A 16,980-nucleotide genomic window follows, 5' to 3' on the forward strand; every position below is an offset into this window, starting at 1 on the left:
CGGTCAGGACCGGGCCAGGCCCGCCTCCAGCTGGTCGGCGAGCCTGCCCATGATCCGCGCGTAGCTGGCGTAGCTCATCGGCGCGACCGCGTCCCACTCGGCGAAGCGGTCCGCCGCGACCTCCGGACGCGCGGCGAAGACCGGGTTCTGCTTCATCTGCTCGGGCGTCATCGACGCCGACCGGGCGTCCCAGAGCAGGATGTCGGCCGGGTAGGCGCCGGCGTTCTCCCAGGACAGCCGCTCGAAGTAGCCGCCGCTCGCGGCGTCCGGGTTCCTCGGCGCGGTGATCGGCAGGCCCAGCTCGCGGACGTAGAAGTCCAGGTCGGGGTTGCGCTCGGGCACCACCACGAAGAACTCCTCCTTGGTGCCGCCCACGGCCAGGATCGACTTCCCCTCGCCGCGCATCCGGGCCCCGATGTCGCGCAGCCGCTGCGCGGCGGCGTGGAAGGCCGCTTCGTCGGCCTGCACCTGCGGCGAGTCGACGTCGGCGCCGAGCGCGCGGGCCAGCTCCTCGTACTTGCCGATCGCGTCGAGCAGCGAGAGACCGGACTGCTGCACGCCGACCGTCGGCACGATCCGCTTGACCGCCTCCTCCTGGTCCTGCACCAGGTGCCACAGACCGGGGTACTCCGCGTACTTGCCGCTGACCACCAGGTCGGGCGCCAGCCCGGCCAGGCGCTCCAGGTTGACCTCGCCGTACCCGGGACCGGTGACGTCGACGACCTGGCGCGGGTCGACGCTGCCGGCCTCGGGCTCGGTGGAACCGTCGTCGCGCACCAGCGGGCCGAACGTGCCCACGACCGGCACGCCGAAGTCCTCCAGGGCACCGGCCGCCGAGACCTGGGCGACGACCCGCTCCGGGCGGTGGTCGAGCTGCACGGTGACGCCGCGGTCGTCGGTCCAGGACCAGCCGCCGCCCTGCTCGGTCGGCGCGGGCGCACCGCAGCCCGCGAGGACGCCGACGGCGAGCAACCCGGCCGCGGCTCGGATGGTGTGACGCACTCCAACCTCCCTGTGCTTGTGAGGGTAGGCTAACCTAGCACGTGATCACGGGAGGTTCGTGGATGGCAGCGAGGCAGACCGAGCGGCCCGACTACCGGCTGTTCCCCGTCGAGGTCGCACGGGTCCGGCGGCTCGGCCCCAGTTTCGTCCGGGTCACCTTCACCGCCGAGTGCCTGCGCGGCTTCGGCGCCGGTGGTGACGACCAGCGGATCAAGCTGGTGCTGCCGCAGCCCGGGCGCACCCTCGCCGACTTCCCGGACGGCCCGGACTGGTACCGGCGCTGGCTGGCGCTGCCCGAGGAGGTCCGCCCCACGCTGCGCACCTACACGGTCCGCGCGTTCCGCCCCGACGGCTGCGAGCTCGACGTCGACTTCGTGCTGCACGGCACCGCGGACGGGCACGGCGGGCCCGCCTCCCGGTGGGCCGCCGCCGCCCGCCCCGGCCAGCGGATCGGGCTGCTCGGTCCGGACCGCCCGGGACGCGGGCGGATGTGGGGCTGCGAGTGGGCCCCGCCGGAGTCGGCCGACCACCTGGTGCTGGCTGGCGACGAGACCGCGGTGCCCGCCGTCGCGGCCATCGTCGAGAACCTGCCGCCGTCCGCCCGCGGTGTCGTCTGCCTCGAAGTGCCCGAGGAGGCCGACCGGCAGGACTGGCCGGTGCCCGCCGGGATCGAGGTGCGGTGGTTCCCCCGCGGCGCGGGCGCACCGCACGGCAAGCTGCTGGAGGAGGGCGTCGCCACCGCGCTCGCCGAGCTGCACCCGCGGTCCGCCCCCGGCAGCGCGGAGCTCGACGACATCGACGTGGACACCGAGACGCTGTGGGAGGTGCCCGCCGAGGGCACCGCGCCGAGCCGCCTCTACGGCTGGCTGGCCGGGGAGGCGGGGGTCATCAAGCGGTTGCGCCGCACGCTGGTCACCGACCACGGCATCCCCACGCAGTCCGTGGCGTTCATGGGCTACTGGCGCCAGGGCCGGAGCTGACCCGTCCCTGTCGGTGCCTCCCGCTACGGTCCCCGGCACGGGCGCGCCGGTGCCCCGGCACTCCCGGCTGCGTCGTCCTAGAGTCGCAGCAGGAGAGCAGGGAGGGGGACGCCATGGGCGGCACCATGGTCGTCGAGGACTTCGCCACCGCAGCTGATCCCTACCGGCGCGAGCTGCTGGCGCACTGCTACCGGATGCTCGGGTCGCACCACGACGCCGAGGACCTGGTGCAGGAGACCTACCTGCGCGCGTGGCGCGCCTACGACCGGTTCGAGGGCCGCTCGTCGCTGCGCACCTGGCTGTACAAGATCGCCACGACCGCGTGCCTGACCGCGCTGGAGAACCGCAAGCGCCGCCCGCTGCCGACCGGGCTCGGCGGCCCCAGCGAGATCCCCCGCGACGAGCTGGTGGAACGACCCGAGATCCCGTGGCTGGAGCCGGTCCCGGACTCCGCCGTCACCGACGACCCGTCCGATCCGGCGGTCATCGTCAGCGGCCGCGAGAGCACCCGGTTGGCGTTCATCGCCGCCCTCCAGCACCTGCCCGCCCGGCAGCGCGCGGTGCTGGTCCTGCGCGACGTGCTCGGGTGGAGGGCCTCCGAGGTCGCCGAGGTCATCGGCGTCAGCACGGCGGCGGTGAACAGCGTCCTGCAGCGCGCGCGGGCGCAGCTCGCCGAGGTCCGGCCCTCCGAGGACGACCCGCCCGCCCCGCTCACCGCAGGGCAGCGGCGGCTGCTGGAGCGCTACGTGGCGGCGTTCGAGGCGAAGGACGTCCCCGCCATCGTGCGGCTGTTCACCGCCGAGGCGGTCTGGGAGATGCCGCCGTTCACCACCTGGGTGCGCGGTCCGGAGCAGATCGGGCGGCTGGTGGAGCTGAAGTGCCCGGCCGGGCCGGGCGAGCTGCGGCTGCTGCCCGCGCGGGCCAACGGCCAGGTCGCCTTCGGCGTCTACCGGCTGGGGCCCGACGGGGTGTTCCGCCCGTTCCACCTGCAGGTGCTCGAGCTGCGCGGCGAGGCGGTGCAGCACACCGTCGCCTTCTTCGACGTCAGCGCCTTCCCCGCCTTCGGGCTGCCGGACACCCGCCCGCGCGACTAGTCGAGCGGGTGCTCGGCGAGGAAGCTGAGCACCGTGCTGGAGGCCTCCTCCCGGCGCTCCTCGAAGTAGGCGTGCCGGGCGCCGTCGAAGTAGTGCACCTCGGCGCCGGGGATGCGGTTGGCCAGGATCACCGCGTTGTCCACCGGGCTGAAGGCGTCGTCGGTGCCGTGCAGCACCAGCGTCGGCGCGGTGATCTGGTCCAGCACCGCCCAGCTGTCGTGGGCGTTGCTGGCGCGCAGGTGCCCGCGGCGGGCGTGGTCGGGCATCGGGCTGCCGAGGGTCACGTACGGCCCGGGGTGCTCGCGCACGTACTCCGGGGTGTACATGAGGTCGACGAGGACCTCGCGCACGGCGTCCTCCGACGGCTGCGTGAGCGCGCGGATGATCTCCGGGTCGGCGCGCAGCCCGTGCACGCCGCCGGCCGAGGTGCAGCCCAGGACCAGCGCGCCGATGCGGTCCGGGTAGTCGATCGCCAGCCACTGGGCGACCTTGCCGCCCATCGAGGTGCCGTAGACGTGCGCGCGGGCGATGCCGAGCTCGTCGAGGACGCAGACGACGTCGGTGGCGAAGCGGCGGACGCCGTACTCGGCGTCGACGGGCTTGTCGCTCTGCCCGGTGCCCAGGTAGTCGAGCACGATCACCTGGTGGTCGGCCTCGAAGTCGCCGCGCACGGTGTCCCACCAGTGGTGCGTGTTGGCCTGCCCGCTGAGCAGCACCAGCGGTTCCCCGCTCCCGTGCACCTCGTAGTAGATCTCGGCTTGGTCAGCAGTCTTGGCGAACGGCACACCACAATCCTAAGATCCGCGTCCGCTGTGGGAGACGCCCGGAGATGCTCCAATGTCGGTATGACGGACACGGAGCCGATCCGCCTGACCCAGTACGCGCACGGTGGCGGGTGCGCGTGCAAGATCCCGCCCGGTGAACTGGAATCCGTGCTCGGCGGGTTGGCGACCGACGTGGCCGACCCCCGGGCGCAGCTGCTGGTCGGCCTGGCCACCGGCGACGACGCGGCCGTGGTGCGCGCCGACGGCGGGCCCGGGATCGTGGCCACCACGGACTTCTTCACCCCGGTGGTGGACGACCCGTACGACTGGGGCCGCATCGCGGCGGCCAACGCCCTGTCCGACGTCTACGCGATGGGCGGCACCCCGGTGGTCGCGGTGAACCTGCTCGGCTGGCCCCGCGACGTCCTGCCGTTCGAGCTGGCCGCGGAGGTGTTGCGGGGCGGCTGCGAGGTCGCCGCGGCGGCCGGGTGCCACGTCGGCGGCGGGCACAGCATCGACGACCCCGAACCCAAGTACGGCCTGGCGGTGACCGGGCTGGTGGACCCGGACCGGTTGCTGCGCAACGACACCGCGCGGCCCGGGCAGCCGCTGTCGCTGACGAAACCGCTCGGCGTCGGCGTGCTCAACACCCGGCACAAGCGCACGGGAGAGCGCTTCCCGCAGGCGATCGAGGCGATGACGACGCTCAACCGGGACGCCGCCGCGGCAGCGCTGCGGGCGGGCGCGGTGTGCGCCACCGACGTCACCGGGTTCGGGTTGCTCGGGCACCTGTTCAAGATGATGCGCGCCTCCGGGACCTCCGCCGAGGTCGACGTCGCCGCGGTGCCCTACCTCGACGGGGCGCGGGAGGCGGTGCGCGCGGGGTTCGTCAGCGGCGGGACGCGGCGGAACCTGGACTGGGTGCGCCCGCACCTCGACCCCGGTCCGGCTCCGGAGGAGGACCAGCTGCTGCTCGCCGACGCGCAGACCTCCGGCGGTCTGCTGGTGGTGGGCGAGGTCCCCGGCGCTCCGGTGATCGGCCGGGTGCTGCCCGCCGGGGACGCGGTGGTCGCGCTGCGCTGAGGTCGCGCCCACATCGTGGGCAGCGGCGGGTTTCCGTTGACGCTGCGGTGATCCGGTCCTAGCGTTCCACTCATGGCGCATCCGGTGCAGCTGGTCACCAGGGACCACGTCGACCTCCTCCGGATCATCGCCGCCGCGTGTCCGCGGCGCTGACCTCGCGCACCCACCTCCCCTTCATCCACTGTGGACGAATCGTGTCCGCGGTGTCCCATGCCCGCAGGAAGGACGACCTGCACATGGCTCCACCCCACCTCCACCTGGCGGTCGCGCTCGACGGCGCGGGCTGGCACCCGGCAGCCTGGCGACGCCCGGACGCCCGCCCCGCCGACCTGTTCACCGCCCGCTACTGGGTCGACCTCGCGCAGGAAGCCGAACGCGGACTGCTCGACCTCATCACCTTCGAAGACGCCCTGGGACCGCAGTCCAGCCGCGACGACGGCCCCGACGACCGCACCGACCAGGTGCGCGGACGGCTGGACGCCAACCTCGTCGCCGCACGCGTGGCGCCGCTGACCGAGCGCGTCGGGCTGGTGCCGAGCGTCGTGGTCACGCACACCGAGCCGTTCCACGTCTCCAAGGCCATCGCCACCCTCGACCACATCAGCACCGGACGCGCCGGGTGGCAACCGCGGGTGTCCGCCCTCCCGAGCGAGGCGGCGCACTTCGGCCGCCGCGAGGTGCAGCCCGACGAACTGCTCGACGAGGCGGCCGACCACGTCGAGGTGGTGCGCCGGTTGTGGGACAGCTGGGAGGACGACGCGGAGATCCGCGACGTCGCCACCGGCCGGTTCATCGACCGCGACAAGCTGCACCACGTCGACTTCGCCGGGAAGTGGTTCTCCGTCAAGGGACCGTCCATCACGCCCCGCCCACCGCAGGGGCAACCGCTGGTCGCCGTGCTGGCCACCGACGCGGACGAGCACCGCTTCGCCGCCCAGGCCGCGGACCTCGTGTTCACCACGCCCCACGACGTCGAGCAGGCGCGACTGGTCGAGGCCCGCATCCGCGACGAGCAGGTGCTGGCCGGCCGCGCGCACGAGGACGTCCACGTCTTCGGTGACCTCGTGGTGCACCTCGGCGCGGACGCGGCCAGCCGCAAGGCGCAGCTGGACGAGCTCGACGGCGCCGAGCACGTCCCGGACGCCCCGGTGTTCACCGGGAGCGCCGCCGAACTCGCCGACCGGTTGCAGGTCCTGGCCACCGCGGGACTCTCGGGGTTCCGGTTGCGGCCGGGGGCGGTCCCGGAAGACCTCACCGCGATCACCCGGGACCTGGTGCCGGAACTGCAACGGCGCGGGCTGTTCCGCACCTCCTACGACACCGGGTCGCTGCGCGCGCGGTTCGGCCTGCCCCGACCGGCCAGCCGCTACGCCACCACAGCGGGAGGACGACCGTGACCAAGCAGATCCACCTCGCCGCGCACTTCCCCGGCGTCAACAACACCACCGTGTGGAGCGATCCCCGGTCGCAGAGCCAGATCGCGTTCTCCTCGTTCGTGCACCTGGCCCGCACCGCCGAGCGCGCCGGGTTCGACTTCCTGTTCCTGGCCGAGGGACTGCGGTTGCGCGAACAGGGCGGCAAGATCTACGACCTGGACGTGGTGGGCCGCCCGGACACCTTCACCGTGCTGGCCGCCTTGGCCGCCGTCACCGAGCACCTGGGGCTGGCCGGCACCATCAGCTCGACGTTCAACGAACCCTACGAGGTGGCGCGGCAGTTCGCCAGCCTCGACCACCTCTCCGGTGGCCGGGCCGCCTGGAACGTGGTGACCTCGTGGGACACCTTCACCGGGGAGAACTTCCGGCGCGGCGGCTTCCTGCCCGAGGAGCAGCGCTACGAGCGCGCCGAGCGGTTCCTGCGCACCGCGTGCGAGCTGTTCGACTCCTGGCGCGGCGACGAGGTCGTCACCGACAAGGAGACCGGCACGTTCCTCACCGACCCGCGCGCCGGGTCGTTCGCGCACCGGGACGCGCACTTCGACATCAGCGGCCGGTTCACCGTCCCCCGCAGCCCGCAGGGCCGACCGGTGATCTTCCAGGCCGGCGATTCCGACGCGGGCCGGGAGTTCGCCGCCTCCGCCGCCGACGCGATCTTCACCAGGCACGGGACCTTCCGCGCCGGCAAGGAGTTCTACGCCGACGTCAAGCGGCGGCTGCCCAAGCACGGGCGCTCCCGCGACGAGCTGCTGGTGTTCCCGGCGACGACCGTGGTGCTCGGGGACACCGACGCCGAAGCGCACGAGCACGCCGCGCACATCCGGCGCCAGCAGGTCAGCGGGCAGACCGCGGTCCGGTTCCTGGAGCAGGTCTGGAACCGCGACCTCAGCGACCTCGACCCGGACGGCCCGCTGCCGGAGTTCGACCCGGTCCCGGGCGAGAACACCATCGCGAAGGGGCGCGCCAGCACGCGACAGCACCGCGACCCGATCGCCGTCGCCCGCCAGTGGCGGGAGCTGGCCCAGGCCAAGGGGTTGTCGGTGCGGGAGCTGGTCATCGAGGTGACCGCCCGCCAGTCGTTCATCGGCACCCCGGAGACCGTGGCGGCGGAGATGGACCGGTTCGTGCAGGAGGACGCCTGCGACGGCTTCATCCTCGTCCCGCACCTCACCCCGGGCGGCCTCGACGACTTCGCCGAGACCGTGGTGCCGCTGCTGCAGGAGCGCGGCGTGCACCGCACCGAGTACACCGGCGGCACGCTGCGCGAGAACCTCGGTCTGCCGCCGCTGCCCGCCCCGCGGCACCGCGAGAGGACCGCGTCATGACCCGGAGGTCGCGCTGATGCCCACCCCGCTCTCGGTCCTCGACCTCGCACCGATCCCCTCGGGCGGGACGGCGTCGGACGCGCTGCGCAACACCCTGGACCTCGCGCGGCGCGCCGAGCAGCTCGGCTACCGGCGCTACTGGGTCGCCGAGCACCACCTCACGCCGGGCGTCGCCTCGGCGGCGCCTGCCGTGCTCATCGCGCTCATCTCCGGGGCCACCAGCCGGATCCGGGTCGGCTCGGCAGCCGTGCTGCTGGGCCACCACTCACCGCTGGTGGTGGCCGAGGAGTTCGGCACCATCGCCCACCTGCACCCGGGCCGGGTGGACCTGGGCCTGGGCCGGGTCGCCTCGAACCGCGCCGCCGACCTGGCGCGCCGCTTCGCCGAGGGCGTCGGCGCGCCGTCGCGGGTCGTCGACGGCCTGCTGGTCCCGGCGAAGCCGAAGGGCCTGGCCAGGTCGGAGGCGCAGCTGGCGCGCATCGCCGAGCAGCAGCGGCTGGTCGGCAGGCCGGTGGAGGGGCTGGACTACCGCACCCAGGTCGGCCAGGTCCTGCAGTACGTCACCGGCGGGCTCCGCGACAGCGCGGGCGAGCCGCTGCACGCCCAGCCGGCGGAGGGCGCGGACCTCGACGTCTGGGTGCTGGGCTCCAGCGCCGGGGAGAGCTCGGCGACCGCGGGAGCGCTGGGCCTGCCGTACGCGGCCAACTACCACGTCAGCCCGTCCACCGTGCTGGAGTCGGTGTCGTCCTACCGGGACGGTTTCACCGCCTCGACCCGGTTGGCGCGGCCGTACGTGGCGGTCTCGGCGGACGTGGTGGTCGCCGGCACCGACGAGGCGGCCCGCGAGCTGGCCGCCCCCCACGCGCGGTGGGTGCACAGCATCCGCGCCGGGGCGGGCGCGATCCCGTACCCCAGCCCGGCGGAGGCGGCCGCGTTCCCGTGGACCGACCAGGACCGGGAGCTGGTGGCCGACCGGGTGGCCACCCAGTTCGTGGGCGCGCCGGAGACGGTGGTGCGCGGGCTGGCGACGCTGCGCGACGTCACCGGGGCCGACGAGCTGGTGGTCACCACGATCACCCACGACCACGCCGACCGGGTGCGGTCCTACGAGCTGCTCGCCGAGGCCTGGCAGGCGTCAGCCGCGGCCGATGAAGGGCATGGCGGTGGCGGTGATGGTGAGGAACTGGACGTTCGCCGACAGCGGTAGCCCGGCCATGTAGAGCACGGCCTCGGCGACGTGCCGCGCGTCGAAGGTGGGTTCCGGGCGGACCGTGCCGTCCGCCTGGGCCGCGCCGGTGGCGATGCCCGCGGTCATCTCGGTGGCGGCGTTGCCGATGTCGATCTGCCCGCAGGCGATGTCGTACGGGCGGCCGTCCAGCGAGATCGACTTGGTCAGGCCGGTGATCGCGTGCTTGGTCGCGGTGTAGGCGACGCTGCGTGGCCGCGGGCTGTGCGCGGAGATCGAACCGTTGTTGATGATCCGCCCGCCCTGCGGGCGCTGCTCCTTCATGACGCGGAAGGCCTGCTGCGCGCAGAGGAACGAGCCGGTGAGGTTGACCTGCACGGCGGCCTGCCAGTCCGCGGGCGACAGCTCGCCGACGTCCCCGGCCGTGCCGAAGGTGCCCGCGTTGTTCACCAGCAGGCTCGGGTTCTAGCGGTGGTTGCAACGCCTGATTTGTTCAGGGGTTGCGGTGTTCGAGATCCGTCAGGACAGGTCGCCTCAGGGGTGTAAGAAGTTGCTTGCTGAGCGCGAGGTCTATTTTGATCTTGTGGCGCGGGGTGTGGGCACGGTTGAGGCATGCCGGATCGTGGGGGTCAGCCGCACGACCGGGTATCGGTGGCGATTCGGCCGACGGGCGGGGCGTGGGACCACGTGTTCTTGCGCCCCGCCGTCACCTCCGGCTCGTGCCCGGCCCGAGGTGTCGTCCCGGTTTTTGTCTCAGGACGAGCGGCTGGTGATCGCTGACCTGCGTCGGGCCGGCCTGGGTGTGCGGGCCATCGCAGGCGAGCTGGGGCGTGATCCTGGCACGATCAGCCGGGAGCTGCGGCGCAACAGTCATCCCGGTAGCGGTGACTACCGGCCCTATGCCGCTCAGGCTCGCGCCGAGGCGCGCCGCGCCCGGCCGAAGACCGGCAAGATCGCCGCCCATCCCGAATTGCGTGAACGGGTGCAGGGCATGCTCGACGACCGGTACAGCCCGGAGCAGATCAGCCATCGGCTGCGCCGGGACCATCCCGACCGCCCGGAGCTGCACGTGACCCACGAGACGATCTACCAGGCCCTTTATGTCCAAGGTCGCGGCGGACTGCGTCGTGAACTGGCCCGGGCGCTGCGCACCGGCCGTACGGTGCGCCGACCCCGCCGGACCACCGAGCAACGCCAGTCCCGCTTCACCGCACCGATGCTGATGATCAGCGACCGCCCGGCCGAGGTCGCGGACCGGGCCGTGCCCGGCCACTGGGAAGGTGACCTGATCCTCGGTGCCGGCGGGGCATCCGCGATCGGCACACTGGTCGAGCGCACCACCCGCTACGTGCTGCTGGTCCACCTGCCAGAACGACACGACGCCGAAACCGTCCGCGACGGCCTCATCACCACCATCCAGACACTGCCCACCCACCTGAAACGGTCCCTGACCTGGGACCAAGGCGCTGAGATGAGCCGCCACCACGAGTTCACCCTCGCCACCAACATCCCGGTCTACTTCTGCGACCCTCACTCGCCCTGGCAACGCGGCAGCAACGAAAACACCAACGGCCTGCTCCGCCAGTACTTCCCCAAAGGCAGCGACCTCTCTGTCCACACCCCCGACGACCTCGCCGCCGTCGCCGCCCAACTCAACCGCCGACCACGCAAAACGCTCGGCTGGGACACCCCAGCCGAGCGCCTGACTAAACTCCTGACCCAAACCAATTGATCAACCGCGTTGCAACGACCCCCCGAAACCGCCAGGTCGAGGCGGCCCCACTCGTCGCGCACGCGGTCGAACAGCGCGGCGACCGAGTCGGGGTCGCCGACGTCGGTGGGCACCGCGAGCGCGGTCGCGGCTCCCCGCGCGGTCTCCTGCAGCGGTTCGGGGCGTCGCCCGGCCAGCGCCACCCGGTAGCCGGCGTCGAGCAGCGCCCGTGCGATCTCCCGGCCCAGCCCGGAACCCGCACCGGTCACCACCGCGGTCCGCTCCTCGCCCATCTGCCCTCCCGTCGTGGATGTCGGCGGCCCGCCCATTGATACCTGAGCGGGCCGCCGGCGTCCGCGTCAGGCCCCGGCTTCGCGCAGCAGGACGTCCACCGCCGCGCCGTTGCGGGCGGTCTCGCGCTCGATCACCTCGTCCGGCGGGGAGAAGCCGTCGATGCCGCCGCTGGACGGGTACGTCTCGGCGGGGAACGACAGGATCTCGTGCTCGGCCCACATCCCGTCGTTGACGCTGCCGTCGGTGATGCACAGGTCGCTGGACTGCTGCGGGGTGCAGCCGTTGGTCTCGGCCATCTCGGTGCCGACCCGCACGAAGCGGTCGTGCTCCTGCTGCGTCATGCCCTCGGCGGGGTCGTCGTGGGTGCAGCCGTAGGGCCACAGCACGAGCTCGGAGAAGGTGTGGAAGTCGATGTGCGCGGTGATCTGCTGCCTGCCGTCGACCACCCGGGAGTCGGTGAACTCCGCCAGCGCCGTCGACTCCGGCGCGGAGAACGGCGCGCTGCCGCGGTAGGTCTCGGAGCCCGGGTCACCGCTGGAGCCGCCGCAGCAGCCCCACCAGTAATCCCAGTTGCGGTTGACGTCGGTGCCGGTGTCCTGCCGGTCCTTCCGCCAGCCCCGGTACTGCCCGGACTCCACGCCGAAGACGGAGCCGTCCGGGTTGACCACCGGCACGACCCAGATCTCGCGACTGTCGACCACCTCCCGGATGGCCGGGTCGGAGGCGTCGCCGTCGGTGAACCGGCCGATGGTGTGCAGGCACACCTCAGTGGTCAGGTGCTCCCGGGCGTGCTGGTTGCAGCGGAACAGCACCTCGGGCTCAACCTTCGTCCTGGGCGACGTCGCCGCTGATCTTCAGCACCGGGATGTCCCGGCCCCCGAAGGACTTCCCGCTTCGCCGCGGCTGCGGGCCGGCGGGTTCGCGCTGCAGCTCCGGCAGAACGCCACCGGGGCGCTCGACGCGCTCGACCGCGACCGGCACGACGGCCTTCGCGCCGGACGACCAAGGCTACCACGACTGCGACGAGGTCGACCAGGGACTCGACCAGGCCGTCGCCGACCACCCCGACACCTACCGCCGGAAGTGGGCGATCGCGAGGCCGCCGTCCGCCCGTCCTACCGCCGCGCCCGGGCGCGTTCTTCCCGCGCCAGCACGAAGTCGCACTCGTCGACCCGCCCGCTGCGCACCGACACCCGGTCCACCGCGGGCCGCATCCGAGGCGCCGACGCGACGACGGTGACGTACTGCCGCGGCAGGTCGTGCACCTCGTACCGCCCGTCGCTGCTGGTCAGCAGGTGCGCCAGCTGCATCCCGCCGGAGTCGGTCACGGTGACGACGGCCCCGGGCACCGGACGCCCGTCGGCGTCGCGGACCGTGCCGGTGAGCGTGTGGTGGTGCTTCGGCTTCGGCGCCTCCAGCACCGGGTCGACGACGACGTCGCTGTCGTCCTCGTGCTCGTAGGTCCCGGCGGTGGTCGCCGCCTCCGGGTCGTCGGCCTGCTTCCGCGAGGCCCGCACCTGGTTGAACACCACCAGCGCCACGCCGAGCGCGCACCACACGCACAACCCGAGGACGCCGGGCAGGGCACCCGCCCCGTCGAAGTACAGGACCCCGCGCATGGAGTCGACGGCCTGCCCGAGCGGCAGGAACCGGTGCAGCGACTGGAAGAACGGCGGCACCAGCTCCTTCGGGATGGCCCCGCTGCTGGACGGCATGCTCAGCAGCACGAAGAGCCCCATCGCCACCCCGGGGATGAACTGCTTGAAGTACGGCACCAGACCGAAGGTCACCCAGCCCACCGCCTGGGTGAGCAGGAACCCGATGAGCATGAGCACCGGCTGGTTGTGGATGACGTCCATGGACAGCGCGGCGACGTAGCACACGACCGAGTCGAACGCGCCCACACCGACGAGGGCCAGCAGCTTCTGCCGGGTGCTCAGCTCGGCCCGCAGCAGCATCATCACCGTGATGTAGGGCGGGATGTTCATCGCGAGCAAGCAGTAGAACAGCCCGGTGCCCATCACGTCGCCGGGCGCCGACGGGGCCAGGTCGGTCAGCACCAGCTGGTGCCCGGCCGCCGACGCGACCGGGGTGAACAGCTGCTGCAGCACCATCAGCAGCGCCGAGCCGTTCGCCTTGGCGTAGAACAGCTCGCCGTGCGCGGGGTCGTAGGCGGCGACGGCCTCGCGCTCGGTGATCGACTCCCGCGCCGCCTGGGCGTCCGGGACGGCGGTGACGTCGACGCCGCCGGGCAGCTGCTGCTCGAAGGCCGCCCCGAGCTGGTGCGCGGCCTGCTCCCCGACCACCGCGACCGGCATGTCGTGCGGTGCCGGGGCGTGGAACGGCAGCAGGTAGCAGACCATGAACCCGACGATGAAGAACATCGGGAACCACAGCGCCGATGCCAGGGTGCGCACCAGCGAGCTCGGTTGTGCCTCGGTCAAGGAACCTCCTCGCGAGCAGGACGGGAACGGGGCGCGACGTCGCGCGCGGTTCGCACCGTCCAGGGCCATCCGGACGGGAACCCTCCGGTTGATGTTAGCGAGGCTAACGTATTCCTTGCAGTCCGTGCAAAAATGCACGTGTGCAACGTCGATTCGTCGCCCGTGCCCGGTTCCGGGCCGGGCGGCCGGACGGGAACGGACGATCCGGATGAGCGAGGCCGCCACCGCGGAGACCTGCGGGCTGCGCGAGCGCAAGAAGCGCGCCACCCGGCAGGCGTTGCAGCGCGCCGCCGTCGGCCTGTTCCTGGAGCGCGGGGTCGAGGCGGTCACCGTCGAGGACATCTGCGCCCGCGCCGAGGTCTCCCCGCGCACGTTCTTCAACTACTTCACCGCCAAGGAAGAAGTGCTGGTGCCGTGGAGCGCCGAGGTCGTGGAGCGCACCGCCCAGCACGTCGTGGAGCAGCCGGCCGAGCGCCCGCCGCTGCAGGTGGCCCACACCGTGCTCGCCACCGCGATCGACACCGCCATGACCGCCCCGACCTGGCGCGACCAGGCACGGGTGCTGCGCGACCACCCCGAGCTGCTGCCCCGGGTCGTGGCCGCCTCGCGCGCGCTGGAGGCGGCGCTGGCCGAGGGGCTGGCGCGGCGCCTCGGTCGCGAGGACCTCTACGTGCGACTGCTGGCGAGCACCGCCATCACCGCGATGCGCACCGCCATCCAGTCCTGGCACCAGGCCGGCCCGGACGCCGACCCGCACGAGTTCCTGGACCGGGCGTTCGACCTGCTCGGCCGCGGCCTGCCGCCCTCCTGACCCGCCGACCGAGAGGACCGCGATGTCCGACCCGCTGCCCACCGACCCCGGAGAGGCCCGCCGCCGCGTCGCCGACCGGCTGGGCCGGTTCCCGGCCGTGGAGATCCCGCCGCAGGACCGCCGCCCGGCCTCGGTGGTGGTCGCGCTGGCCAGCGAGGACGGCACGCTCGGGGTCTGGGTGACCCGGCGGGCCGCCACGCTGCGCGCGCACGCGGGGCAGTTCGCGCTGCCCGGCGGCCGGGTGGACCCGGGCGAGGACGTGCGGAGCGCCGGGCTGCGCGAGCTGCGGGAGGAGCTGGGCGTGACCACCGCCGAGAGCGACGTGCTCGGGCGACTGGACGACTACGCGACCCGGTCCGGCTACGTGATCACGCCGATCGTGGTGTGGGTGGGCGAGGCACCCCGGCTGGCCCCGAACCCCGCCGAGGTGGCCGGGGTGGACCTGGTGCCGCTGGCCGACCTGGACGTCGAGCCGCGGTTCGTGCGGATCCCCGAGTCCGACCGGCCGGTGATCCAGCTGCCGCTGCTGGACACCCTCATCCACGCGCCCACCGCGGCCGTGCTGCACCAGTTCCGCGAGGTCGTGCTGCGCGACCGGCACACCAGGGTGGCGGACCTGGAGCAGCCGGTCTTCGCCTGGCGCTGAGCGACCGGCGTAGCCTGGGGACGAGTGGAGCCCAGGGAGCCTCTGATGCCGCGCGGACTGCTGCGCGCGTTGTTCGCCGCAGCCGTGGTCGTGCTCGCGGTGCTCGGTGGGGTTGCGTGCAGCCCGTCCGAGCCGCCGCGCGCGCCGGTCCCCCCGCGCGCCCCGCCGCCACCGGCGAGCGGTGCCGCAGGGGGCGGCGCTACCGCGACCGGCCCCCAGCCGGTGCTCGCCGTGAAGATCGACAACGTGCCGGACGCGCGGCCACCGGTCGGCATCGCCGCGGCGGACTTGGTCTACGTCGAGCCGGTCGAGGGCGGCTTCAGTCGGCTGCTGACCATCTTCGCCGGGGACCTGCCACCGCTGGTGGGGCCGGTGCGCAGCGCCCGCGAGACCGATGCCGAGCTGCTCCCCCAGTTCGGCCACCCGACCTTGGCCTACTCCGGTGCCGCACCCGAGCTGCTCCCGCGGATCGACGCGGCCCCGCTGACCGACGCCTCCGATTCCCACCAGCCCGCCGCCTACTCGCGCGACGGGGCGCGCCCGGTGCCGCACAACCTGTTCCTGCACCCGGCCGAGCTGCCGCCCGGCGCGGACTGGCCCGCGCAGAACCGGCCCGTCGTCGGGCCGACCCCGGCCGGTGGGACGCCGACCGACCACTACGAGGTCCGCTACCCCTCCGCCACCGTGGCGTTCCACTGGTCGCCGGAGCAGCAGCGCTGGCAGGTGTCGATGGACGGGGACCCGTACGCGGCGGTGGACACCGGCCGGCTCGGCACCTCGACCGTGGTGGTCCAGCGGGTGCGGGAGCGCGAGTCGGCCATCCGCGACACGAAGGGCAACCCGTCGCCGATCGCGGAGACCGTCGGCAGCGGCCCGGTCGAGGTGCTGCGCGACGGGCGTGCCTTCGAGGGCACCTGGTCCCGCCCGGCACCGGACGCCGCGGCGGCCTACACCGGCCCCTCGGGCGAGCCGCTGCCGGTCGGACCGGGTCAGGTGTGGATCGTCCTCGCGCCATGAAGCTGTTCCTGTGCGGCGACGTGATGCTGGGTCGCGGGGTGGACCAGATCCTGCCGCACCCCGGCGATCCTGAGCTCCGCGAGTCCCACGTGCGGGACGCGCGCCACTACGTCGCCGCCGCCGAGGCCCGCAACGGCCCGATCCGCAGCCCGGTGGGCCACGCCTGGCCGTGGGGCAGCGCGCTGCGCGTCGTCGAGGAGGCCGCGCCGGACGTGCGGGTGGTCAACCTCGAGACCAGCATCACGCACGACGGGCGCTTCGCCGCGGACAAGGGTGTGCACTACCGGATGAGCCCGTCCAACGTGGACTGCGTGCGCGCGGGACGGCCGGACGTGTGCACCCTGGCGAACAACCACGTGCTGGACTTCGGCCGCCGGGGCCTGGTCGACACGCTCGAGGCGCTGTCCGCCGCCGGGCTGCGGTGGGCGGGTGCCGGGCGCGACGCGGCCGAAGCGCACCGACCGGCGCTGGTGGAGACCCCGCGCGGGCGCGTCGCGGTGTTCGGCTGCGGGGCCGAGTCCAGCGGGATCCCGCCCAGCTGGGCGGCGACCGCGCACCGGCCGGGCGTGCGCTTCCTGCCGGACCTGTCCGACCGGTGCGCGGACGAGCTCGTCGCGGAGGTCCGCGAGCACACCCGGCCCGGCGACGTCGTGGTGGTCTCGGTGCACTGGGGCAGCAACTGGCAGTACCGCGTGCCCCCGGAGCAGGTCCGCTTCGCGCACCGGCTGGTCGACGGCGGGGTGCACGTGGTGCACGGCCACTCCTCGCACCACCCGCGACCGATCGAGGTCCACCACGGCCGGCTGGTGCTCTACGGGTGCGGCGACTTCATCGACGACTACGAGGGCATCCCCGGCTACGAGCGCTACCGTGACGACCTGCGCCTGCTGCACTTCGCCTCGCTGACGCCGACCGGCGAGCTGGCCGACCTGCGCATGGTCCCGATGCAGGCCCGACGCATGCGCCTGCACCCGGCCTCCCCCACCGACACCCGGTGGCTGCACGACACCCTCTCCCGGATCAGCGCCGGCTTCGGCACCGAGATCACCCTCACCAACGGCGACCTGCACGCCCACCACCGGTAGGTCGTGAGTGCGCAGACCGGCTGGAGGCGGCTCACGCACTCACGACCGGTCCCGGACAGCCCCGGCGGACCCGCAGTGAACTGAACCGGTTCCGGGTCGTGA

14 protein-coding genes and 3 pseudogenes are annotated in these 16,980 nt (G+C 73.3%); 11 read left to right on the top strand and 6 right to left on the bottom strand.

Features of this window, described 5'->3' with window-relative positions; genetic code table 11:
• Positions 1–3: 3 nt before the first annotated feature.
• Positions 4–1,002 carry an ABC transporter substrate-binding protein gene (locus tag HNR68_RS18070; RefSeq protein ID WP_179722692.1) on the bottom strand — a complete coding sequence of 333 codons (999 nt, stop codon included), beginning with the start codon at positions 1,000–1,002 and terminating at the stop codon, positions 4–6.
• Positions 1,003–1,064: 62 nt separating this feature from the next.
• On the opposite strand from HNR68_RS18070, the gene HNR68_RS18075 reads away from it, so the two are divergent.
• Positions 1,065–1,982: a siderophore-interacting protein gene (locus tag HNR68_RS18075; RefSeq protein WP_179722694.1), complete on the top strand. Its 918-nt coding sequence runs from the start codon at positions 1,065–1,067 to the stop codon at positions 1,980–1,982.
• A gap of 113 nt (positions 1,983–2,095) precedes the next feature.
• Positions 2,096–3,076 (top strand): sigma-70 family RNA polymerase sigma factor, encoded by a 981-nt coding sequence (locus tag HNR68_RS18080; protein ID WP_179722696.1) that lies wholly within the window; start codon positions 2,096–2,098, stop codon positions 3,074–3,076.
• Here HNR68_RS18080 and HNR68_RS18085 read toward each other — a convergent pair.
• Positions 3,073–3,861 (bottom strand): alpha/beta fold hydrolase, encoded by a 789-nt coding sequence (locus HNR68_RS18085; protein WP_179722698.1) that lies wholly within the window; start codon positions 3,859–3,861, stop codon positions 3,073–3,075. The genes HNR68_RS18080 and HNR68_RS18085 overlap by 4 nt on opposite strands.
• Before the next feature lie 60 nt (positions 3,862–3,921).
• On the opposite strand from HNR68_RS18085, the gene selD reads away from it, so the two are divergent.
• The 4 genes from selD to HNR68_RS18105 all read left to right on the top strand — a co-directional run bounded on the left by selD (position 3,922) and on the right by HNR68_RS18105 (position 8,891).
• Positions 3,922–4,923, top strand: coding sequence for a selenide, water dikinase SelD (selD, locus tag HNR68_RS18090; protein WP_179722700.1), 1,002 nt, complete (start codon positions 3,922–3,924; stop codon positions 4,921–4,923).
• Between the two features lie 236 nt (positions 4,924–5,159).
• Positions 5,160–6,320, top strand: a complete 1,161-nt coding sequence (locus HNR68_RS18095) for an LLM class flavin-dependent oxidoreductase (RefSeq protein WP_179722702.1) — start codon at positions 5,160–5,162, stop codon at positions 6,318–6,320.
• On the top strand, positions 6,317–7,684 hold the full coding sequence (locus HNR68_RS18100) for an NtaA/DmoA family FMN-dependent monooxygenase (protein ID WP_179722704.1): 1,368 nt from the start codon (positions 6,317–6,319) through the stop codon (positions 7,682–7,684). Before HNR68_RS18095 ends, HNR68_RS18100 begins: the two co-directional genes overlap by 4 nt.
• Before the next feature lie 16 nt (positions 7,685–7,700).
• On the top strand, positions 7,701–8,891 hold the full coding sequence (locus tag HNR68_RS18105; protein ID WP_179722706.1) for an MsnO8 family LLM class oxidoreductase: 1,191 nt from the start codon (positions 7,701–7,703) through the stop codon (positions 8,889–8,891).
• On the opposite strand, the pseudogene HNR68_RS18110 reads toward HNR68_RS18105, so the two are convergent.
• Positions 8,820–9,326 (bottom strand): annotated as a pseudogene (locus HNR68_RS18110) (SDR family oxidoreductase); the annotation flags it as partial. The gene HNR68_RS18105 and the pseudogene HNR68_RS18110 overlap by 72 nt on opposite strands.
• A 49-nt stretch (positions 9,327–9,375) precedes the next feature.
• Here HNR68_RS18110 and HNR68_RS18115 point away from each other — a divergent pair.
• The gene (locus tag HNR68_RS18115; RefSeq protein ID WP_425502848.1) at positions 9,376–10,602 is read left to right on the top strand and encodes an IS30 family transposase; all 1,227 of its coding nucleotides are present in this window, start codon (positions 9,376–9,378) and stop codon (positions 10,600–10,602) included.
• Positions 10,603–10,634: 32 nt separating this feature from the next.
• Here HNR68_RS18115 and HNR68_RS18120 read toward each other — a convergent pair.
• The 3 genes and pseudogenes from HNR68_RS18120 to HNR68_RS18130 form a co-directional block, all read right to left on the bottom strand.
• Positions 10,635–10,874: pseudogene (locus HNR68_RS18120) on the bottom strand (SDR family oxidoreductase); the annotation flags it as partial.
• Between the two features lie 66 nt (positions 10,875–10,940).
• Positions 10,941–11,766, bottom strand: a pseudogene (locus HNR68_RS18125) (M14 family metallopeptidase); the annotation flags it as partial.
• Positions 11,767–11,990: 224 nt separating this feature from the next.
• Entirely contained in the window at positions 11,991–13,319 is a 1,329-nt protein-coding gene (locus HNR68_RS18130) for a carboxypeptidase regulatory-like domain-containing protein (RefSeq protein WP_218888345.1), read from the bottom strand.
• A gap of 208 nt (positions 13,320–13,527) precedes the next feature.
• Between HNR68_RS18130 and HNR68_RS18135 the strand changes: the two genes are divergently transcribed.
• From HNR68_RS18135 to HNR68_RS18150, 4 genes are read left to right on the top strand one after another with little or no spacing between them, the layout of a single operon-like run.
• Positions 13,528–14,130 (top strand): TetR/AcrR family transcriptional regulator, encoded by a 603-nt coding sequence (locus HNR68_RS18135; RefSeq protein WP_179722710.1) that lies wholly within the window; start codon positions 13,528–13,530, stop codon positions 14,128–14,130.
• A 22-nt stretch (positions 14,131–14,152) separates the two neighbouring features.
• Positions 14,153–14,776: an NUDIX hydrolase gene (locus tag HNR68_RS18140; RefSeq protein WP_179722712.1), complete on the top strand. Its 624-nt coding sequence runs from the start codon at positions 14,153–14,155 to the stop codon at positions 14,774–14,776.
• Positions 14,777–14,821: 45 nt separating this feature from the next.
• Complete coding sequence (locus tag HNR68_RS18145) at positions 14,822–15,793, top strand: DUF3048 domain-containing protein (protein WP_179722714.1); 972 nt, start codon at positions 14,822–14,824, stop codon at positions 15,791–15,793.
• A complete protein-coding gene (locus HNR68_RS18150; RefSeq protein ID WP_179722716.1) occupies positions 15,790–16,878 on the top strand; it encodes a CapA family protein in 1,089 nt (362 codons plus the stop codon). The genes HNR68_RS18145 and HNR68_RS18150 overlap by 4 nt, the downstream gene beginning before the upstream one ends.
• Positions 16,879–16,980 lie beyond the last annotated feature (102 nt).

The sequence above is a fragment of the Saccharopolyspora hordei genome, from assembly GCF_013410345.1.
Classification (GTDB): domain Bacteria; phylum Actinomycetota; class Actinomycetes; order Mycobacteriales; family Pseudonocardiaceae; genus Saccharopolyspora; species Saccharopolyspora hordei.